This window comes from Baaleninema sp. (assembly GCF_049974805.1).
Taxonomy (GTDB): Bacteria; Cyanobacteriota; Cyanobacteriia; order Cyanobacteriales; family Geitlerinemataceae; genus Baaleninema.
The window spans coordinates 1-21,346 of the sequence record NZ_JBNGCO010000052.1; the positions used below are offsets into that span (position 1 = coordinate 1).

The window sequence follows — 21,346 nt, forward strand, 5'->3', positions numbered from 1 at the left end:
GTCAGCCGAACGGTCTGGAGAATCCCCACGCCGTGATAGCTGGGGAGTATGTCAAAGGTTTAGGAGAGGTTTGAATCAATGGATTGCCGTCACATTCGCTATTGCGATCGCAAATCCGAAATTAACGTTTCCGACGTCAAAGCCTTATTCGATCTGGCTGCGTTTTGGGCAGCCGAACGCCGTATCGAAGACTTAGAAATCGCGATCGCCAACAGCGAACCCGTCATCACCGTATGGGATCGCGATCGATTAACAGGATTTGCCCGCGCCACCTCTGACGGAATTTACCGCGCCACGATTTGGGACGTGGTGGTTCATCCCGAATATCAAGGATTTGGCATCGGTCGTAAATTAGTGGAAACAGTACTGAGTCACCCTCGCGTCAACCGCGTCGAACGGGTGTATCTAATGACCACCTACCAACAACGCTTTTACGAACGCATCGGTTTCGAGGAAAATTCCACGACGACGATGGTGCTGCACAACCAGCCCCTCGTCAGTCAATTTCCGACGTCGGAGGTTCCCGTGGGAGCGAATATTGAAGTCGAGTAAGCCAGTCAGCTTGACCGTCGGCGGGGGGGTCGAGAATTTCCAAATCCCCTCGCATCAAATCGAGCAATGCCCGATCGATGGCAAAAGTCAAGCCCCAGGAAAGCTGGGGAAGTCCGACACGGGGATCGAATTCCGGCCGGGGCGATCGCATCGTATCGATAGGTTCTTTCCATTCCTGGTAAGGACAGGGGGAATCGAGCCAAATTTTGACCGTTCGATCGTCGGCGGCGGCCGACAGGCGCAGGCTGCCGTACTCCAAGCGATCGAACACCGTTTCGATGCTGCGCACCAATAGCTGTAACAACAGTTTCCAATCCGCCGAAACCCGAACTTCGGGATCGGGCATTTCGATCTGAAAATCGTGGTTGTGGTTAGCCGCTTCCAGGTGCAGTAATTCGTAAACTTCTTCAAACAAATCCGACACTCGCACCGAGTCGAGACTGAGGGGAGCGCGTCCCTGTTCGGCCCGAGCCACTTTGAGAATGGTATCGAGCATCGAGACCATTTTGAGGGCGGACTCGTGAGCTTTACTCAAAAAATCCCGCTCTTCATCAGGATTGTCGCAGAGGTCGGCCAAAATCAGTTGGTGAGTGCCGATCAACCCGTTCAGGGGCGATCGCAGTTCGTGGGAAATCCGCGAGAGAAACCCGGCTTTAAACTGACCCAGTGCCACCGCGAGGCGATAGTTCAATTGCAGATGTTTCACGTCGCGGCTGAGTTCCTCGTTGCTGCGTTCGAGGTCGTTACAGCGTTCCACTAGCGCCGCGACGCGATGTCGCAAATCTCGATCTTCAATCCCGTCTAGATCCTCTGGCGTCAGGGGAGCGTCTCGATCGGGATGGGAAGCAAATTTGCGTTTCATAGGCTTTGTTGAGAATGCCGTCTCGGACGTGAGGAGATGCGACCTGACCGACAGGCGATCGCGTCTCTTCCACTTTACTCCGGCTCTACGGGGACAACTGTACCGATCCCTGTCGGAGTACCTGCCAGTTTTCCCCCGTCCATTTGACCACGGTCGAGGGTAAACCCGAGGCGGATAGGGGCGCGTAGGCCTTCGGCGACAGAACCAGAACCTCCTCGAAAGCGGCATCGATATCTGCGGCTTCCGTCAACGGGGGTTCTCCGGAACGGTTGGCGCTGGTGGTGGCCAGAGGCCCGGTGGCGGCCAACACCCGACGGGCGATGTCGCAGTCGGGCACCCGCACGCCGATGGTGGTGGGGTCGGTGGGGTTCATTTGGGGCGGCAACTTGGGGCCGGCGGGTAAAACCAGGGTCAGCGCACCAGGCCAGTGTTGGCGAACCCAGGCGTCCCACTGTTGCCGTTCCGCGTCAGTTCCCGCTACGTAAGGCCAGAGGTCTTCGGCGCGAGACCCCATGAGAATTAGGGGTTTGGTGGCTTGGCGCTGTTTGAGAGCGAACAGGTCGGCCGACCCTTCCGGACGCACGGCCAGGGCGGGAACGGTATCGGTGGGAAAGCTGGCAATTCGGCCCGAACGCAGGCCCTCTACCAGGGCATCGAAGGAAACCAAGGTCATAGTTGGGAGCAATATCGACGCGATCGCGTCTCGATCGACAACGTTGGCAATTTTTCGATCTTAACCAAGGTTAGCGTCGAAATCGGCCAAGACGAATCGATCGATCCCCGCGAAATCGGCGATCGCACGGACGTTTCGATAACAGCCACGACGTTGTAACAAGTCCCGCACCGCCTCCGACTGTCCCGCCATATGTTCGACGAGCCAAATACCACCGTCTGCCAAGTAGTCCGGCGCAGTGTCGGCGAGATGGCGCAGGGCGTCCAATCCGTCAGTTCCGCCGTCGAGGGCGAGGTGGGGTTCGTGGCGGGTCACTTCCGGTTGGAGTTCTAACACCTCGTCGCTGGGGATGTAAGGGGGGTTGGAAACCAAACCGCGTACTTTCCCTTTCAACGACTGTAACGGCTCGAACCAACTGCCGTGACACCAACGCAGGCGATCGACCAAGCCACAGCGTTCGGCGTTGGCTCGGGCGACTGCGAGAGCCTCTTCACTGGCGTCTACTGCGACGATAGAGGCATCTAAAAAGGCTTCAGCGAGACCCAATGCGATCGCCCCGCTTCCCGTGCCTAAATCGACCCAAATTCCGCCGCTCTTGACCTCGGCTGCCTCCCGAGCGATATCGATAATGGCTTCAGTTTCCGGGCGAGGGATGAGAACGGCGGGAGACACCAGCAAGTTGAAATGTCGCCAGGGAACGGTTCCCACGAGGTACTGTAAGGGGACGCGATCGCGCCAGCGACGAGTCCAGAGGCGATCGAGGTCGTCGAGGGAACAGTCGAGGGTGAAGGTTTCGGGCAGTTGTCGTCCAGCCAAGCGTAGAGTTAAGCGATCGATCCCGCCGAGTCGTTGCAACAGCCAATCGACTTCTTGGGGATCGATCCCCACGTCGAGGGCGCGATCGCGAGCTTGCGATCGCCACCCCCATAACTGGCGTCCGAGGATAGGAATCGGCGTTGGAGGGGACACAGACAAACCGGACATCTCGAATTTCCCAGAAATTTCCGTTTAGTTTTCCGGCGTAGCGGCGGGCGGGTCTACGGGCGTCCCCTCACCCGAGCGTTGCTGCATTTCCTGAATCACGTTTTCCATCAACCGCGCCGATTCGCGGGTGGGAATCAACACCAATTGTTCGTAAGCCGCATCGTTGGCGTCTTCGACCGTCATTCGATCGAGCAAACTTTCGAGTTGCAACACCTGCGTATCGACGGGTTCGCTGAGGTTAGCCTGTTGAATGGCGTTGTTAAGGTCGTCTCGATCGAAAAACAGCGGCACGTAAGCTTCCCCGTTCTGTTGCACGCTCAAATACCGTTGGTTTTCTCCCGTCCCTACCGTCGCGGCGAACAACGGAACGCCTGGGAAAATATAAACGGTTTCGCCGTTTTGCCCTTCGACTTCCAATAAGTCCGACGTTCGGTCTTGTTCTTGCAGTAGCGAAACCGCTGCGTTCATTTCTTCTCGAGGGGGAATATAAGCAAATTCGAGAGATTCGCTATCTTCACCGTTGGCGGTTTCGCCATTAGCGCCTTCGCTCTCAAATTCCTGTTCCATCATGTAAATATCTGCCATTGACGTGAGCGTCACTCGCAGATCGTCTTCGAGGTCTGGGCGTTGAGTCGCGATATCTTCAGCCGCTTGTTTGGCATCGTCGATATCGAAAAACACGCGCACGAACTGTTGGGGTTGGCTTTGGTTTTGAGCGTTGGGGACGGCATCTAAGAAAAACGCACCGTCGTTATTTGTAATGGTGAAAACGGGGATAGTTGCCAGTTTTTCCAACACTTCTTCTTCAGACAGAGCGGCAGCGGGCATCGCAGGAACCAGCGAGCCGAGGAGCGTTCCTCCCATCAAACCCAAGGCAGCGAGCCAACGAACGATCGATTTCATAAAAACTCCTAATAGGGGCTAAAGTGGCAGCGTGACAGACTCGAACAGCTCAGCCGGACGAACCGAGTCATCGCGTCAGTTTATTGTATAGTTTTACATTTAAAAATGTGGCTACTTCAGGACACTCTCAAAAGCGTCAACGAGCCACTGAGACGATCGAGTCCGAGTTTTTCCTTTCACTCTTTAGTTCGGTTGAGGGTTAGTGTCCGAAGAAGTGGCCGCCCGAGAATCGGCCACGAAGGTCACTTCTTCGACGCTGCCGGGTTCTCCCATCGGTTGGGCTTCGTTGCCGTTGACTGCAATCATGACCCCTCCCGCGTTTCCCGCCATCACCGTCAGTTCTTCTCGAGCCGACCAAGAATGGGTTCCTTCCGAGAGAATCCCTTCAAATGCCGTTTCGCCGTCGGCCACCACCATAATCCAAGACTCGTCAGTGAGGGTAATGCCGACGCGGACGGGTTGGTTTTGGGAAGCCGACGAGGCCGGTCGAGCGTTCGATTTGTTCGGCGTGGCGGTTGGAGCTTGGGAGGGTGCGGGGTCGGGACTGGGAGCGGGCAGGCTCGTCGGTGGTGGCCTATCCACGGCGGCCGGCTGGTTGACCGAGGCGATACTCCGCACCGAAAAGATGACGATAGAAATATAGAGCAGATACAGATGAAGCGGACGCAGTTGAGCGGCTGAGGAATCGCGCCAGCTTCGGCTGCGGGGTTTGAGTTCGAGTCCTGTGGGAAACTGACGGGCGTATTCGATACCGTCGAGACCGAGAACATCGGCGAAGCGACGCACGAATCCTTGGATGTAGACGGGTTCGGGCAGTTTTTCGAGTTTCCCTTCTTCGATGGCGTTCAACAGGCGCGAGGGAATAAGAGTCTGACGAGAAATCCAATCGAGCGTGAGCGATCGATCCTGTCGCAACTGCCGTAGGTGGCTGCCCATTTCCGCGAGGGTGTCAGCTTGCACTTGGGCGAGGTTGCGGGTGGTTTTCTTTTTTTTTCTGAACTGAATCCGCGAGAACTTCATCCGCTATGCTCCTTGAGGTTCGATCGCACCAGTACTGATTTTAGGTCGAGTTGAGTTCGTAAAGCCTTGAGTTCTGAGGGCTGTAAGGCGCGATAGCCGCCGGGAGGAAGGACTTCCTCAGCGGAGGCGTTTAACTGTACCGGGCCGATTGCCGTGCGGTGAAGGCCTTCGACGGGATACCCTAGTTGTTCGGCAACTCGGCGGATCTGTCGGTTTCTCCCTTCGGTCAAGACGGTTTCGAGCTGCGTTCGACCGTTGGCGTGGTCGCGTTTGAGGACGCGGACTCGAGCGGGCAAGGTGGGGCGTCCGTCTAGGAGAACGCCCCGCCGCCAAGCTTTTAGAGCGGATTCGGGGGGATACCCGCGAACCCAAACCCGATAGGTTTTGGCTATATGATAGCGGGGATGGGTCAAACGAAAGGTGAGATCTCCGTCGTTGGTTAAGAGTAAGGCACCGGTGGAGTCGGCGTCGAGGCGACCGACGGGATGGAGACCTTGACCTTGGGCGATCGCGTCGGGCAGTAAGTCGAGTACGATGGTGCGACCTTGAGGATCGTCGCAAGTACTGACCACGCCGATGGGTTTGTTGAGCAGAAGGTAGAGGGGAGCGGGGCGGTTTTGCGGGGAGACGAGGCGACCGTCGAGTTGGACGCGATCGCGCTCGGGGTCAGCTTTGGTTCCGAGTTCGGCGGTTTGTCCGTTTACGCAGACTCGTCCGTCGCGAATCAAGGTTTCCGCGCGACGGCGAGAGGCAATGCCCCACCGAGATAAAAGTTTTTGCAGTCGTTCTTCCACTGTCGAACACACCCGACCGTTGAATGCCAAATTGAGGCGCGGTCGTTTTTTGACGCAACGCCTAAGTCGTTACACAAATCTTACACGCAAATTTACTTAGTCTGCGATTGGGTTTCTGGATTTGCCAGTTGGAAGGGCGATCGCCTCTCTAACGTCCTTCGATTAATATTGAAAACGATGCAATAGCAGGAAAGGAGTAGCTCGTGAAGGTCGCGATCGCAGGTGCAACGGGATTTGTCGGCAGTCGTTTGGTCGATCGATTACAGCAAGACGGGGCGGAAATTTTGGTGCTCTCGCGCCGTCCGGAAAAGGCACGCCGCCTGTTTCCCAATTCCGCCTTTCCCAAGGTTTCGGTCGTCGGCTACGATCCCATGCAGTCGGGAGAGTGGCAAGAGTCGATTTCTGGCTGTACGGGGGTCGTCAATCTGGCGGGAACGCCCATCGCCGACAACCGCTGGACGCCGGAATACAAACAGTCTATCCTCGAAAGCCGTCGAGTGACCACGGCCAAACTGGCCGAAGCGATCGAACGCGCGGCGGACAAGCCCTCTGTCTTCGTCAACGCTTCGGCGGTGGGCTATTACGGGACGAGCGAAACGGCCACCTTCGACGAAAGCAGTCAGCCGGGTAACGATTTTTTGGCACAGGTCTGTCAAACTTGGGAAGCGGAAGCTCAGAAGGTTAAAGCCTTGGGGACTCGCGTGGCCGTGTTGCGCTTCGGCATCGTCTTGGGACCCGGCGGCGCTTTGGGGAAAATGCTGACGCCGTTTCGCTTGTTCGTCGGCGGCCCCATCGGCAGCGGCCGTCAGTGGGTATCCTGGGTTCACCGAGACGATGTGGTGCGGTTGATTGTTGAAGCCCTGTCCAATCCCTCTTTTTCGGGGGTATATAACGCCACGGCTCCGAATCCAGTTCGGATGAATACGTTATGTCAGGTGTTGGGGGAAGTGATGGGACGCCCGTCTTGGTTGCCCGTTCCGGAATTTGCCTTGGAACTGTTGCTCGGAGAAGGGGCGATGGTGGTGTTGAAAGGCCAGCAAGTGCTTCCGAAACAGGCTTTGGCGGAAGGATTTGAGTATCGCTATCCGACGGTCAAACCTGCTTTGGAAGAGGTGCTGGCAGAGTTCGATCGATAGTTTTTCACCACAGAGACACAGAGGACACAGAGAGAGGGGAGAGGGCGGATTCCGTGGCTTGGGTTTTCACGTTTCACTCTTCCCCGAACGATGCCCACCGCCGCCAGCTCTGATTGTCAAAGGCGATCGAAATCCCAAAAAAATAGCTAGACTAAGGGGTTAGTCTAGCCGACAATTCCAAGATTTTGAAGCGATCGCTGCGATTAATCGATGAGATCTTCCAGGGATTCGAGATTGTCGGGATCGACATAGTGGCAGCTTACATCGTCGATGCAAATGAGCGCCCAACCGGACTCGTCAACGCCCATCAGTTGATATTCCACGTCTTGAATAAAAAAGCCTTTGTGATTGCGGGTTTCTGGTTTAACGGAAACGTTTTTGGTATTATTACTCATGATGCTTCTTCTCCAATAAAAGAGTTGACAAAATTAAAATGCGAAATAGTTAATGTCTGACTTCACTAAATCTTATCATTCACTTCGTGGATTTTTTATGAAGTTATTTTAGGAATTGTGAAGTATGCGTAATATCGAGGGGAGTAAGTTTCTGCGTTATGAGGCTCAAACCCCCTGATATTGAGGGGTTTGAGCCGAAATAGGCAAAGATTCGAGGGGTTAAAATTTAAGGAAAATACCCGAAAAATTGTTGGCAATAGGTAATTATTCCCCCCTCGAATTCGATGGAAAATATCCGAAGAATTCTCTCGAATAGGTAATTATTCCCCCTCGAATTCGATGAAAAATATCCGAAGAATTCTCTCGAATAGGTAATTATTCCCCCTCGAATTCCATCGATCGGTCGCGAAAATGCGTTTCGACTAAGACTCGAACAGCCAGCGACGCACTCTCAGAAGACTCTTCCAATCGGGTTTTCGCTGCAAACCATCTTCGATGTTGCGCTGAACTTCCTCGCGCAATTCCGAGGAGGCCATCATCACTTCCATGGCGTGATCGATATGCGATCGCACCCCCGATTTTTCGCAATCCAACATCGCCAGCGCCAAGTTCACCTGCGCCTGGGGATCTTCCGGGGTAAGTTTGACAGCTTTCGTCGCTGCTTTGTAGGCGGATTTGGGTCGATCGTCGAGAAGGTACAGCCACGCCAAACAAGTCCAGGCGGCGCTGTTTTTCGAGGCGCGATCGCAAATTTCCTTAAACGTAGGAATCAACGCCTTCGGCGACTCGCCGTTTTGATACCGCGCGATCGCCTGCTCGAAATCCGATTCAATCTGTTGACTCATCGTCGAGAACACTCCTGTCGTTTGCAATACAGAAAAACGTTACAACAAAAAGAGAGACGTTCCCGGCTGAGAACGTCTCTCTTTTTAAAATACTGGAAAATTTCCCGAGAACCGTGGGATTTTCACCCTCGTTGTTCTGGATTACGCCGAGAACGAACTACCGCAACCGCAAGTCTGCGTCGCGTTGGGGTTGGTGAAGGTGAAGCCGCCGCCGATTAACGCGGTATTGTAATCGAGCACTAAGCCGTAGAGATATAACAAGCTTTTGCGATCGCAAACGACTTGAAACCCTTCGTAATCGTAAACTTCATCTTGTTCGCCGATATTCGTGGGATCTTCAAAATCCATCGTGTAGGACATCCCCGAACATCCCCCTTGGCGCACGCCGACGCGCAAACACAAATCGCTTCCTTGCTGTTGGCGCAGCATCATCACTTGCTTCAGGGCAGTTTCCGTCATTTGGATACCCTTTTGCGGAGTTTGAGTCGTTTGTGTCATCAGTCTGTAAAACTCCCGTACTGTTAAAGTTCTTATAAAGATGGGTTGCGATCGAACACAACCCCATCATAATGCTATTTAATTTTCATTTCAGTGGGCGATACTGGATTCGAACCAGTGACCCCTTCCGTGTGAAGGAAGTGCGCTACCACTGTGCTAATCGCCCATAGATTCCTATTCTAACACAGCCTTTTCGAGATGGCAAGAGGCGATGAGGGGATGATGGGATGGGGAGATGGGGAGAGGGGGAGATTGGGTCGGGTTTGACATACTCGCCGCCTTAAAAGAGCGGCGATTCTCCAGACCTCACGGTTTGGGATTCCTAGTTCGTTGACAACCCTTACTATCCATCGTTGCCAATGAATACCAGAGGGGTTTATCTCCCTAGGCGTTTTCCCCATTGCAGAGGAGGTTTCGGTATGCCCTACCGTACCTGAGAATCCGCGAAAAAATTGGTTCTCTGTACTTGTTGCTTAGAGCTTTTACCTGCCCGAGCCTTCCCGAACAGAACCCACTAACTCTAGTTTTCAAGGTTCAGTTGCCTCGATTAGAGGCTCGGTTTTTAAACGGGTTGAATACCGCTCCAGTTTCTCCCTTATAGCAGAGTCGCCCTGAAAGGGCGAGGCTTTAGACCCAAAATTTCTGGTAACGCAACAGTTGAAAGTTTCTCATCGCCTCATCATCACCTCATTATCCCCTCACCTCATCACCTCACCTCATCACCTCATCATCCCCTCATCACTCCTCCTGCGGCAACTCTTCCCACAAAGTCGTCTCTTTCCGCAAACTGGCGTAATTTCCGTTTCCCAAAATCAAATGGTCGAGAATGGGAATTGAGAGGATTTGGGAGATTTCGAGGAGGCGGCGCGTCAGTTCGATGTCTTCCGGACTCGGCGAGACGTTTCCGCTGGGGTGGTTGTGAGAGACGATCGCGCGGTTGGCGCCTTGGCGAATGACCTCGCGGAAAATATCGGGAGGATGGGCCAGGGTTTCCATCGCCGTTCCGATGGTTAACAGTTGCGTTCCCAAAATGCGATTGCGAACGTCGAGGAGTAAAATCGCAAAGCGTTCGGTTTCTTGCCACATTAAATCGTGACTCAGACAAGCGACCGCCGTGGCGGGATCTTCGACGATGCGACGTTCCGCCGGACGGGTTTGAAAAGCGCGTTTTCCCAGTTCGATCGCCGCAATAATGGTTGTCGCCTTGGCTAAGCCGATTCCGGGAATTTGCATCAACTCTTGCGGCGAGACGTTTCGCAAAATCTCCAGAGGATCGCGTTGGTGTTGTCCCAGTTGACGCAGAATTTGCTGTCCCAATCCCACCGCTGAGAGTTTCTGGACTTTACATCCAGTTCCCAACAGCAACGCCAGCAATTCCGACGTGGCTAAATGTTTCGCGCCGTATGTCATCAACCGTTCGCGAGGTCGTTCGGTTGGGGGTAAATCCGCAATTCTGACGTTGTAGGTCATGAAACGCACCCGAAAACCCAATTTTCAGGCAATTTTAACGGATGAAATTGCCAAAATGGGAATAAGCGATCGAATTTCCGTAGTTTTTCGGAAATTTCGGAAGCGATCGACCGTCAATCCTGGGAAAAACGGCGAAATACCACCACCTCGTCGCGGGAATAGACCGTTTCAAACTCTGGGTGACGGCTGAAATGGCTGGCTAAATCTCGCGCCACTTCCGCCGTGGGAATCCAGGGATATCGCAGGTTGAGAACGATGGTATCTGGTGTTTCTAAATCGATCGCCTTCGGACTGGGATATCCGATTAACAACAGGGTTTTTCGATGGGTTAAATGGGGTGCGAGAAAATTGTCCGTCAAGACTTTCGCCTCGGGGGGAACTTGCGCGATCGCCTCTCGCGTCGCCGTCCAGGTATCGAACACCTCAAATCCCCGAATTAACTTATTGGGATTTCCCAACACCAACAACGCCGCCAAAGACCAGGCTAAAACCACCTTTCGACGCAATCCCTGGCGATGCGCGACCGTTTCGATAACCGTCAAAAACAGAAACGGTAAAATCGGTAAAGCGTACTGATGGCGCAACGTAGTTTGTAACGGATGGTCGGCTAAAATGTTAATCGCCAAAATGGGAAACCCACCCAGTAACGGCGCGAGATGGCGCAGCGACAATCCCCACGCGACGGGAAACGCCACCATTAACAGATAACTCAAACTTTGCCAGGAAAACACCTGTCCGAGAAACAGTTGCGGTTTCAATACCAGATTCACCAGGATTTCTCGAACCGAATTTCCGAGATACGCATACCGATACACCGCTTCGACGCCTTCGGGACGAAATATTGGAATAACCACCTGTGTCGCTAAGACAAACCACGCCAGTCCGCCGAATAAGGTGATCGCACCCGCTTTCCGTCGCTTCTCGACACCCCACAGCCAAACTCCCATCGCCGCCACCGTCAGGGACATCACGGCTTTAGTTCCCAGAATAAAGACAATACAGAGGCTAAAACCGAGGAGAGAACGACCCTTCCTCGCCAGTTCCACCGCCGCCAACATCGCCGGAATCGCCATGACTTCCGGGTGGAAATCGAACAAGTTAACGTTGAAAACTAATGGATACAACCAATAGGCGATCGATACAGTTATCGCCGAGTTCTCGTCAATTTCCCGCTGACGCGCCAATCGATAAACGAACCACCCCCCCAACGCCAGCGAAATCCCTTGAACCAGTAACAGCCACCGCGCATCGGGATAGATTTTGTAAAGTCCCGCCAGTAAATACAAACTGTATTCGGCGTGATTTCCAAGGAAATGTTCTCCCCAAAAGGACACCGCTGGAAATTCCCCTTGGCTGATGAGATATACCGCTTGGTCGAAAAATCCCAAATCCATCGCGGTCGATCGAAACATCGTATGGCGGAAGTTGCTACAGGCGAACAACACCACCGCTACGGCGACAGTGAGGAGGGAAACGAGAGGGATGGAGTGCGATCGCAACTTCAGCATTTTGTCTGATAAGCTGGGTTTTAAAAAGTCTTAACCACAGAGACACAGAGGACACAGAGAGGTTTTTTCAGGGAAATGAGAAACTGCTGTTTGAGATAAGGATGGAGGATTGGAGACTTACGGTTTTATCTGAAAGCCTCCCAAATCGTACCCAATCAACTTCACCTGAATTCGCGGTGCGAACAAACTCGGATATCGCGTGGAAAACTTAAAGCCGTAAATTCGCTGCGGTAACTGTCCTTGTAACAGTTCAAACGCCTCCGCGTCGTTTTTCGGAAGGTGACTCAACCAGACTCCATCTTCAGAATTGTCCGTCAAAATTTTATACTTCCGTTCTTCTCCATCCATATCGAAGACCGTTATCCAAACCGGAGGAACCCGGAAAAAGGTTTTCGCTAATTTCCCTAACATCGAATATTCAGCCTTCACCGACGCGCGAACGATATCCCCATCTTCTGCTTCGATGATGGCGGTATCTTCCCACACGACCGAAATTTCTCGTCCGTTCCTTTCTCCGACACATCGACTTTCCGGTAACAGTTCTAATACCATCGTTCGAGGGAGTTTGGGTAAATCCACAAACGCCGGAACTTGCGGTGAAATCTGATAGTTGCAGGTGTAATGAAACGCCGTGGCGGGAACGGTAAAAAACGGGTGTTGTCCGTCTACGGCGTGGAAATTGTACAAGAGGAAATCTCGCGGATTCTCCGCCAAATCGTCGCGGTTGGCGAAGTCGAGATAAGGTCGATAAGCGACTTGAGATTGAAAAATGGGTCGCGGTTTCCAGTTCAAGCCGTTGGCGGGAACGAGGGAGGTTTCCCAGGGAATAATATCGACCGTGCTATCGCCTAAAACATCCCGAATTTCTGAGGGTAAACGAACGCCATCGAGATTGTCCGCACTTTCTGCCATTAACGCTTCTTTTAAATCGCGAGGATTGACAAAATATCCGGCTTTTGCTTTCACCAGTTCTGGCGTCAGCGGACGCGCTAAATTCTGCGGATAGTATTCCGAATAGAGGTCAGAATAGTGGCGGTACGTGACGACACAGAGGATTAAAGCATAGAGATGGAAGCCATAAGCGAATTTCCGCCAAAATCCCGGTCGAATTTGTATGGCGCACAGAGATAAAATCAAGGGTATACTAAAAAAGAAGCGGATGACATGAGCGCCTTGGCGGACGAAGCCATGTTTGAAGGTAAGTAATACCACCAACAGCATGGCGGCGGAAAAGCTGGCATTTCCGTCTCTGGCGACGAGAAGAAACAGCCACAGCAACCCGAGAATTTCCACGAGGGCAAATCCCAGTTCGAGATGAGAACCGACGTAACTCATGGAACTGGAATAGCCGGAGGTGATGTTAGAATAGCCTTCGATATAGGCCAATAATGAGGGTTCGGAAAAGCTGATGAGGATTAACAGGCTGATACCGTAGATAATTCGGGTTCCGAAATGTCTGAGGTTGTCGATAAATTCGGAGCGATTTCGCTCTGTTTCGGCAGCTTTCCAACCGGGTGTTTCAGTGTCTTGACTGTCGGTTTTTTTCAAAACTCTCGATCGACTCGAATTAAAGAGTTTTGGAATTACCCAAAATCCCAAGACGATCGAACCCGAGAGAAAAATTGCGGTTTTACCAAATTTGCCGATATTTTGTGGGGCGAGAAATACAAAAGCAGTTGTGGCTGCGGCCAGTTGAGAATCGAGGAGTAACAGCAAGTTTTCACGCACTCCGATTTGACTTCTCAATCCCCAAAGAACCCGAACAGCAAAAAACAGAAATAAGGCAACAGAGGCTTGTAATCCTAGAGATACCTTGGTGTGCAGCAGAAATCCCCCCGCTGCACCGACGCCGATCGCCCAGTATTGCGCCGATTTTCCTTGCCAAAATTCTCGAAACGAAAGGATTAATATAATAATATATAAAAGTTGGTATTCGGTTTGTAATGCTTGGTAAAAATCTGAGATTAAATAGGGAAAAACAACGCTCAAAGCGACTGCGAAACCTTCGACGATATTTCGAGATTTAAGAATTCGCCAAATTGTAAATCCAAATAAAACAGCATGGACGAATATTTTAAAATAGAAAATATTCCAAAAATTGCCATCGATAACCGCACCGCGAACCAGATATCCGAAGGCTCCGTAAGTAAAAATAATATCTTTACCAAAAATAACTCCATCTTCTGCAACGCGGCTGATGCCGTATTTCCAAGACGGATCGAGTCCCGTATCGATGGGTTTGGGAATCGGCAGAAAGGCGAAAAATAAATAGAGAATGACGATAGAAATTACCAAATAGAGAATCGTTTTGAGATTGATGGTAATTTGAATCGATTTCATTAGAACTGGCGAATTTGGGGGATATTTAGCGACGGAACCAGCTCGATTTGAGCCTTTTCCAACGACAACTTAAATAGAATACACCAAGACTCATTAACAACCACAGTAACGGTAAAACCGGGCGCAGGTAGCGATCGCCCCCTTCCACTGACCAACTCGTGACGTCGATATACGCCACCAACACCACCCGCGTCGCCACGCAGAACAGCAACACCCCAGACAGCCATAGCGGGACGAGACGAGGCTGTGACAACGCCAAAAGTTCGAGGACGTACCCAACTACAGCCACCCCGAAAACGATGGGAAATAGCCATTGATAGAGGCGGGAAACGGCGGTAACGAACTGGTCTTTGAGGCGGTTGAGGGGGAACGCTCGCTGTTGGAAAAAGTCGGCGGGTTCTCGGGTGATTTGGCTGTAGTAACGTTGGCGAAAGGGGATGTCTTCGACGCCGGAATCGAGTTTGAGCGTGAGGGAACTGGTGGTGAGGTTGTAGCTGAGGCGAAGGCTGCTTTGCAGCCAGGGTTGGAGGATATCCCAGGAGAGGGAGGGGACGAAACTGGCGATGTTTTGCGGTTGACAGCGGAGGAGGGATCGATCGCAGGCGGTCTCGATTTCTCTGGCGATTTGTTCGTAAAAGGCTTCTGTCTCGGGGGCGGATTGGTAATATCCCTCGTCTTCTACCGCGTCTCGTAACGCCCAGAAAAACACGCCAGCGGCGTAGTCGTCGCAAATTCCCATGTCACAGGATACCTGTCGCCAACCGCGATCGCTCTCGATTTCTAGGGAATCTTTCAACCGCCGAAAACTGGGACTGACGGCGTAAATTTCCTCCCGAGTTGCTTTGGGAATCGCGATTTGAGGGCGGTGGCGTTCTGGGGAAACTCGTCGCAAACTGCTATAGGCGGCGGTGAGTCCGGGGGCTTTTAAATCGTAAGTGTTGTAAATTCCGTATTGGAGATAATTAATAAAGGCGAAAGTCGAGGTAAAAAAAACGATGGGAGCGAGGGTGAAGAGGATAGAGTAGGTGAGGGTTCGGAGAGGGGGAGCGGGGGAAACAGGGGGGTGGGTTTTCCAATTTTTGGAAATTCTCGAAATTCCGAGGATTCCGTAGATTAATGCAAGGGTCGGAACAATCCAAATCCCTTCAGGGCGGGTGTTCCAAAAGAGGGCGAGAATGAATCCCAGAACCAGAGAATCCCGTAAAAAACGCCGTGGCTTCTCTGCATCTTTAATAAGATTTAACAGACTGGCGACCATGGCCGCTGTGAGCGGCAAATATAAAACCTCTTGCAGTGTTTGGCGGTTCCAGTGATAGGAAAAGGGGGCGAAACTGTAGAGACTAAAAAACAACAGCATCAGCCACGGTCGCCGTACCCACCGATAAAAAGCGACGGCGAGAAATCCCCCCGCCGCTAAATAGAAAAATTCCTGAGAAATCCGTAAGGGAATTCCTAGGAGGTAGCTGAAGGCGATAAAGCCGGGATAACCCGGTTGACGGGCTAAGACGAGTTCGCCATAGGGAACGTCTACCTCGAGTAAATTCGAGGCAGTGATGACGTAGCGCAGATGGTCGTGAACAGCGGGAAACGCCCGGATGGGAAGGTGAGCGATCGACCCGAGTTTCATGGTTGCCAAAGCGATCGCCCACAGCCAAATCGAACGACGCAAAACCACCGCTAACGGACGTTTTCCAGACTGCGCGTGCCTTTGGTGAACTTGTCGAGGAAGATACTCAACACCGTGCGATCGCGGACTTTAATATTGGCGCTGACCGCCATCCCCGCTTGCAAAGGAATTTGTCTGTTGCTTTCCCCGATCTCGAAATACTGTTGGCCGAGTTCGATGGTCACCGGAAAGGCGTAGAACGGACGGTTTTGTTCCGGTTCTAAAACATCTTCCCCGATGGACACCAATTCGCCGGGAATCGTGCCGAATTCCGTCGCCGGGAAGGCGTCAATTTGGACTTCGACTTCCATCCCTTCCTCGATGAAGCCGATGTCTTTATTGGTGACGAAGACGTTCGCCACGAGGTTGCTCTTGGGAACGATGGTGATGACGGGTTCGCTGGTGTTGAGGACGAATCCCGTAATCCCCCGTTCTTCGTTGGCGGCGAAGTTGGGCAGCACCTCGAACACGATGCCGTCAATGGGCGATCGAATCTCAGTATAAGCCAGTTCTTGCTCGGCTCGCGCCAATTGGCTGGTCAGTTGCGTATCTTGCTTCTGGTTTTCCGCAATCACCTGATAGGCTTCCCGTTGCGCCGAAGCTAAAGTTCGTTGCAAGCTGGCGTTGGCTTCAGAAATCGCCGCCCGCAGCCGTTGTTCCTCACCCAACAGGCGGTCTTTTTCAGACCGTCGCGCTAACAAATCCGATTCCAAACTGGCGATTTCCGCTTCGCGCCGTTGCTGGGCGTCTTGCAGTTGCGTAATTTCCGCTTGACGTTCGAGAATTTGGTCTTGGGCGCTGGAGACTTCCCGTTCCCGAGTAATCACCTGTTGGCGTTGTCGCGTCACCTGCAAGCGAGCGATGCCTCCTTCTTCGAGGAGCGGTTCCAAATCCGCTAAAACGGCGCGGTCTTCCGCCAACAGACTTCTCGCCTGCGCCAGTCGCCCTTCCGCTTCTGAGAGCCGTCGCTGTGCCGTTTGCAGTTGTTGGCGGTCGGCGATACGCCCGTTTTGAGCGATGGTCAAGCGGCTTTGGGCGTTCTCGATTTGAGCGTTCGTGGCGGCAATTTGCCCTTGTACCTGAGTCAGTTGCGCTTCCAATTGGCGGATTTGGCTTTCCGTCGCCGCCTGTTGCGCTTCTAACTCCCGCTGGCGGGCTTCAACGCGCTGTTGCTGGGTGCGATCGAACTCGCCGCCACTTCCACTATAAGCCCGTCCTTCCACTTGCGCTTGATAAGCTTGGGCTTCGCTGCGGCGTTGGTCTCGGGCTTCTCGTAGAGATTCCACCGAGGCGCGAGACACCGTCGAATCCAAAGTTAACAACAGGTCGCCCTCTTGGACGGCCTCGCCGCCTTCGACGTGGATTTCCCGCACCACGCCCCCCGTCGGCACTTTAATTTCTTTAACCGATCCTTCCGGTTCGAGTTTGCCTTGGGCGGGGACGGACTGGTCGATTTTGGCCAGGGACGCCCAGACCAATCCCGAAGTGGTAATGCCCACGATCAACCAAATAAAGGCTCGCGTCCAAAAGGCAGGTTGTTCGAGGATGACCGGTTGGTCTTGAATCGTTTCGAGTCGTTCGATAGTCATGGTTCTCTCGGCTGGTGAGGGGAGCGATTTGCCCCCCCGTCCCTATTTTATAACTGCGATTCTTGCTGTTGGTACAGACAGTAATACCGCCCTTTTAGTGCCATTAATTCTTTGTGGGTTCCCTTTTCGACTAAGGCACCTTGCTCCATCATCAAGATGGTGTCGGCGTTCTGTACCGTGGGCAGACGGTGGGTGATGAAGAACACCGTGCGTCCTTTAAACTCCTCCACCAAGTTCTGACAGACTAAACTTTCGAGGTTGTAGTCCAGGGCGCTGGTGGCTTCGTCGAGAATCAGCAGGCGCGGTTTTTGCAGGACCGTCCGGGCGATGGCAATCCGCTGCCGCTGTCCCCCCGACAGGGCCGAACCCCGTTCTCCGACGATGGTGTTGTAGCCCTGGGGCAGCGTCATGATGAAGTCGTGGGCGGCGGCCACTTTCGCGGCGTCGATGATTTCGTCGTCGCTGGCTTCGGGGTTATTGAGGGCGATGTTAGCTTTGACGGTGTTGTTAAACAGCAGCGTGTCTTGTAGGACGACCCCGATTTGACGGCGCAGGGAGTAGAGTTCCACTTTGCTGATGTCGTAGCCATCGATTTGAATGCGTCCGCTTTCGGGGGAATACAGTCGCTGTACCAGTTTCATCAGGGTACTTTTCCCGGAACCGCTCTGTCCGACGATGCCCACGAAGGACCCGGCGGGAAACTCGACGTTGACGTTGGACACTTGTAAAGGTCCGGTGGGGTTGAAGCGGAAACAGACCTCTTCAAATTTAACGTCTCCCTCGATGTTCGGCAGGGGGATGTTGAGTCGATCGCTCTCGTCGCTTTCGGGTTCGGAACCGAGGATATCTCGCAGACGTTCGACGGACATTCCCACTTCTTGGAAGCTCTGCCACACTTGTACGAAACGCAGTAGCGACCCGGTGACGTTTCCGGAAATAATGCGGAAGGCGATGAGCTGACCGAGGGTCAGTTCGTTTTGCAACACCAGATACGCCCCCACCCACAGCAGTAACAAGCCGGAGAGTTTGTTGAGGAATCCGGCGATGGAACTGGCGGCGGTGTTGGTCAAAATGGTACGGAAACCCGCATTCATATAGCGGGCGTACCGCTCGTACCAGTTCCAGCGAGAGGTTAATTCGATGTTTTGCGCCTTCACCGTTTGAATCCCGTTGAGGGTTTCGACGAGGTACGATTGGGCGTCGGCGTATCGTTCGGCCCGTTTCCGCAGCAGTCGCCGCACGATGGGGGAGACGAATACGATCAAGACGGTGAAAAAGGGAACGGTAATCAACGCCACGAAGGTCAAGGTCAAGCTGTAGGTGACCATGACGGCGATGTACACCACCGAGAACACGGCATCGAGAACGACGGTGAGGGCGGTTCCGGTAACGAACTGACGGATGTTCGCCAACTCGTTGACCCGTCCGGAGATGTCTCCAACCCGCCGTTTGTCAAAGTAGTTGAGGGGAAGCCTAAACAGGTGGTCGATGACTTCCGAACCGAGGGTCAAGTCGATGCGGTTGGTGGTATCGACGAACAGGTAGGTTCGCAAGCTGTTGAGGAGGGCTTCAAACAGGGCCACTCCGATCATGAAAATCCCTAAGACGTTCAGGGTGTCGATGCTACGCTGTCCCAGGACTTTATCGATGATGACCTGGGTCAGCAGCGGGTTCGCCAGTCCGAAGAGTTGGACGAAGAAGGAGGCGATGAAGACCTCGATGAGGACTTTTTTGTACCGCAGTAGGGAGGGGACGAACCACCAGAAGCTAAATTTTTCCGATTGGTCCCCGGCGGGCGGTTGTACGAGGACGACTTCGGCGGTGTCTCCTTCGATAATTTTGGCGACTTGTTCGGGGGTGCGGTGGAGGATGCCGATTTCGGGAACCGCCAGGACGATTTCTTTTTCGCTAATGCTGTAGATGACGGCGTAGCTGTCTTGCCATTTCATCATTCCGGGGGCTTTCAGCCGTCCGATGGCGCTGGTGGGAACTCGGGCCAGTTGGGCGGCGACGCCGAGGGTGGGCATAATTGTCCCGCAGCCGTAGAGGGAAATGGCGCCTTTGCTTTTGAGTTGTTGTTCGAGGAGTTTGCGAACGGCGTCTTTGCGGAAGTTGATTCGCATATGCTTGCACAGCATATGGAAGCAGGCTAGGGGCGACCCGATCGGACCGCTATCGCGCACGTGGGGATATTTGGGCGGTGGGGCGAGGGGGTCTCTTGGCGGTTCTGGGGGACGCGGCGGGGCTTCGAGGACGCCGGCGAGTTCGCTGCTGTGTCCGTCGGTGGGAACGAGTTCTCCGTCTCGGTCTTCGGTGGGGACGGGAAGGGGCGATTTGACGGTTTTCGGCCAGACGACGCCGATGAGTCGGGTGGGTTCGGGGAGTGTGGTTTGGGAAAAGCCGTCGAGGTCGAGGCGACTGCCGATGTCGGCTTCGCCGATTTTACCGCGACTGACGAGCCAGATGCGGCTTCGATCGAGCTGGCTGGATGTGAGTTGGTGTCCGGCGGCTAGGTCGAGGACGCGGGCTTCGGGCCAGAGGTCGTAGGATAGGTCTTTTACGTTGGAACTGGTGTCGGCGCGGCGTTGCAGTTCGGCGCTGGCTAATTCGAAGACTTCGCTGATGCTGGGGTGTTCCCGCACGGCGCGATCGAATTGGGGTTCGGCGTCGAGACAGGCGCGGAAGTCGTTGACGTTGAGGCTGATGCAAATGGTTTCGCTGGAGGCGATGGCGGTTTCGCAGGGCAGATCCCGCACGACGCCTATCCAGCCGAGGACTTCGCCTTCTCCGACTAATCGCAGGCTGACGGATTTGTTTTGGCGGCGATCGAACCCCAAGACGCGCACTTGTCCTTGGTAGATAATGGAAATTTGTGCGGGCATTTTGTCCCGCACTAAAATCGGCTGGCCGATTCGATACCGCAAGAGTTGGGCTTTGGCCGCTAACTGACGCCGGGTTTCGGGGTTCAGTCGATCGAACGGTGCTGTTTTGGCCAGAAAGTCTGAAATTTGAGGTTGAGAGGTTGTCTGAGTCATGCCGATGGTGAAAGTGAAGACAGCCGATCGAATTCTGCAGACACCAGTTTTTGGAGTTCTGCTTGCATCCAGCTTGTATATAGTTCGTCGAGCATTCTCGATCGCATGGCGTCGTCAAGCTGGGCGGGATGGAATTCTTCTAGGCGAACGATGATAAACCACTCTGCCAACCCTCGGGGCGGCCACAGTTGTCCCGGTTGGCTCACCGAGAGCAGTTTGCCAATGGCGGGGTGGGGGCGATTCAGGGGAACCGGTCCGAGTCGTCCTCCGGTTCTGGCTTCGGGACCTTGGGAGTAGTCTCGAGCGCATTCTTCAAAGGTTTGTTCTCCTTCTTGAATGCGATAGTACAGTTCTTGTGCCAGGCCGTCGTCTTTGGTTCGGATCAGGGAATAAACGACTTGGTCGAGGCTACTTTTGCGGGTCATAAAGTGCGATCGCACTTTGTTTCCCCAGATATCTTCTTTGAATTTTTGCAGCAGGACGGGACGCACGGCGATTTCTTCGAGGTCGGCTGGGGTCATACCATGAGCTTTCAACCATCCCTGCTGGGCTTCCGGAGAAGTCAGTTGGTGTTGCTGGCAAAACTTTTGGAGGGCTGCTTGTTTTTCTTCGTCGGTGCAGCTGTAATCGGCTATGGCGCGATCGACTACCAACCCCTGTAGAAATTGGGGCATGAGTTGGTAGCGTTTGAGTAGTCTCGGAATCTCGCTTGCTAGAATTTCGCGATCTCCAACTCGAAAAACGTCAGTCATCTCTCGTTTTCAGGGTTTAGCCACAATTGAGTTTCGCTCGTCTTCGGTAACGGTCGCACTGTCTGGGTTTCGGCAGTTCGACTCGCGTTCGAGGACGGCGAAACTCCTCTCCGTACAGCCATACTAATCTATCTCGTTACGCAGCGGCGTTCGAGCAACACTCACTTTACATCAAAGCTCGTTCGCTCGTTTTTTACGACTCGTTTGGTGCAGGGGATGTTCCGCTGGCTTCTCTCGTCAAGAGGGAACGGGGGACGGGGCATCCTGTCTTCCTCGTTCCCGCTTCTCCCCCTCTCTCCATCTCCTCGATTTGGAGGTTTCTGG

Annotated in this window: 18 protein-coding genes and 1 tRNA gene; 2 read left to right on the forward strand and 17 right to left on the reverse strand. The window is 53.5% G+C overall.

All coding sequences use genetic code 11. The annotated features are described in order from the left end of the window. The first annotated feature begins 78 nt into the window (after nucleotides 1-78). Complete coding sequence (locus tag ACP5D4_RS11635; RefSeq protein ID WP_428011796.1) at nucleotides 79-552, forward strand: GNAT family N-acetyltransferase; 474 nt, start codon at nucleotides 79-81, stop codon at nucleotides 550-552. Here the strand turns inward: ACP5D4_RS11635 and ACP5D4_RS11640 are convergent. The 6 genes from ACP5D4_RS11640 to ACP5D4_RS11665 form a co-directional block, all read right to left on the reverse strand. Next, the gene (locus ACP5D4_RS11640) at nucleotides 497-1,414 is read right to left on the reverse strand and encodes a sensor histidine kinase (RefSeq protein ID WP_428011797.1); all 918 of its coding nucleotides are present in this window, start codon (nucleotides 1,412-1,414) and stop codon (nucleotides 497-499) included. The genes ACP5D4_RS11635 and ACP5D4_RS11640 overlap by 56 nt on opposite strands. 85 nt (nucleotides 1,415-1,499) lie before the next feature. Continuing rightward, the gene (locus ACP5D4_RS11645) at nucleotides 1,500-2,087 is read right to left on the reverse strand and encodes an L-threonylcarbamoyladenylate synthase (protein ID WP_428011798.1); all 588 of its coding nucleotides are present in this window, start codon (nucleotides 2,085-2,087) and stop codon (nucleotides 1,500-1,502) included. Nucleotides 2,088-2,147: 60 nt separating this feature from the next. Continuing rightward, the gene (gene prmC, locus ACP5D4_RS11650; protein ID WP_428011799.1) at nucleotides 2,148-3,071 is read right to left on the reverse strand and encodes a peptide chain release factor N(5)-glutamine methyltransferase; all 924 of its coding nucleotides are present in this window, start codon (nucleotides 3,069-3,071) and stop codon (nucleotides 2,148-2,150) included. 24 nt (nucleotides 3,072-3,095) lie between these two features. Then, complete coding sequence (locus ACP5D4_RS11655) at nucleotides 3,096-3,974, reverse strand: Tic22 family protein (protein WP_428011800.1); 879 nt, start codon at nucleotides 3,972-3,974, stop codon at nucleotides 3,096-3,098. A 183-nt stretch (nucleotides 3,975-4,157) separates the two neighbouring features. After that, nucleotides 4,158-4,994, reverse strand: coding sequence for a helix-turn-helix domain-containing protein (locus tag ACP5D4_RS11660; RefSeq protein WP_428011801.1), 837 nt, complete (start codon nucleotides 4,992-4,994; stop codon nucleotides 4,158-4,160). After that, complete coding sequence (locus ACP5D4_RS11665; RefSeq protein WP_428011820.1) at nucleotides 4,991-5,788, reverse strand: pseudouridine synthase; 798 nt, start codon at nucleotides 5,786-5,788, stop codon at nucleotides 4,991-4,993. The genes ACP5D4_RS11660 and ACP5D4_RS11665 overlap by 4 nt, the downstream gene beginning before the upstream one ends. Before the next feature lie 203 nt (nucleotides 5,789-5,991). On the opposite strand from ACP5D4_RS11665, the gene thyD reads away from it, so the two are divergent. Next, nucleotides 5,992-6,924 (forward strand): thylakoid membrane protein ThyD, encoded by a 933-nt coding sequence (gene thyD / locus ACP5D4_RS11670; RefSeq protein ID WP_428011802.1) that lies wholly within the window; start codon nucleotides 5,992-5,994, stop codon nucleotides 6,922-6,924. 203 nt (nucleotides 6,925-7,127) lie between these two features. On the opposite strand, the gene ACP5D4_RS11675 is transcribed toward thyD, so the two are convergent. From ACP5D4_RS11675 to ACP5D4_RS11725, 11 genes are all read right to left on the reverse strand, one after another. Beyond that, nucleotides 7,128-7,319: a hypothetical protein gene (locus ACP5D4_RS11675; RefSeq protein WP_428011803.1), complete on the reverse strand. Its 192-nt coding sequence runs from the start codon at nucleotides 7,317-7,319 to the stop codon at nucleotides 7,128-7,130. Between the two features lie 422 nt (nucleotides 7,320-7,741). Next, the gene (locus ACP5D4_RS11680) at nucleotides 7,742-8,164 is read right to left on the reverse strand and encodes a tetratricopeptide repeat protein (RefSeq protein ID WP_428011804.1); all 423 of its coding nucleotides are present in this window, start codon (nucleotides 8,162-8,164) and stop codon (nucleotides 7,742-7,744) included. A 141-nt stretch (nucleotides 8,165-8,305) separates the two neighbouring features. Further along, nucleotides 8,306-8,662: a HesB/IscA family protein gene (locus ACP5D4_RS11685; RefSeq protein ID WP_026097479.1), complete on the reverse strand. Its 357-nt coding sequence runs from the start codon at nucleotides 8,660-8,662 to the stop codon at nucleotides 8,306-8,308. A gap of 94 nt (nucleotides 8,663-8,756) precedes the next feature. Next, nucleotides 8,757-8,828 (reverse strand) — tRNA-Val (locus tag ACP5D4_RS11690). Between the two features lie 572 nt (nucleotides 8,829-9,400). Continuing rightward, nucleotides 9,401-10,132: a RadC family protein gene (gene radC / locus ACP5D4_RS11695; RefSeq protein ID WP_428011805.1), complete on the reverse strand. Its 732-nt coding sequence runs from the start codon at nucleotides 10,130-10,132 to the stop codon at nucleotides 9,401-9,403. A gap of 113 nt (nucleotides 10,133-10,245) precedes the next feature. Next, complete coding sequence (locus ACP5D4_RS11700) at nucleotides 10,246-11,640, reverse strand: DUF2079 domain-containing protein (RefSeq protein ID WP_428011806.1); 1,395 nt, start codon at nucleotides 11,638-11,640, stop codon at nucleotides 10,246-10,248. A gap of 117 nt (nucleotides 11,641-11,757) precedes the next feature. Further along, nucleotides 11,758-13,980 (reverse strand): hypothetical protein, encoded by a 2,223-nt coding sequence (locus tag ACP5D4_RS11705; RefSeq protein WP_428011807.1) that lies wholly within the window; start codon nucleotides 13,978-13,980, stop codon nucleotides 11,758-11,760. 25 nt (nucleotides 13,981-14,005) lie between these two features. Further along, on the reverse strand, nucleotides 14,006-15,649 hold the full coding sequence (locus ACP5D4_RS11710) for a hypothetical protein (protein ID WP_428011808.1): 1,644 nt from the start codon (nucleotides 15,647-15,649) through the stop codon (nucleotides 14,006-14,008). Between the two features lie 8 nt (nucleotides 15,650-15,657). Then, on the reverse strand, nucleotides 15,658-17,235 hold the full coding sequence (locus tag ACP5D4_RS11715; protein ID WP_428011809.1) for an HlyD family efflux transporter periplasmic adaptor subunit: 1,578 nt from the start codon (nucleotides 17,233-17,235) through the stop codon (nucleotides 15,658-15,660). A 47-nt stretch (nucleotides 17,236-17,282) separates the two neighbouring features. Then, nucleotides 17,283-20,270, reverse strand: coding sequence for a peptidase domain-containing ABC transporter (locus ACP5D4_RS11720; protein ID WP_428011810.1), 2,988 nt, complete (start codon nucleotides 20,268-20,270; stop codon nucleotides 17,283-17,285). Further along, nucleotides 20,267-21,022: a peptidylprolyl isomerase gene (locus ACP5D4_RS11725; RefSeq protein WP_428011811.1), complete on the reverse strand. Its 756-nt coding sequence runs from the start codon at nucleotides 21,020-21,022 to the stop codon at nucleotides 20,267-20,269. The genes ACP5D4_RS11720 and ACP5D4_RS11725 overlap by 4 nt, the downstream gene beginning before the upstream one ends. Between the last annotated feature and the right edge of the window lie 324 nt (nucleotides 21,023-21,346).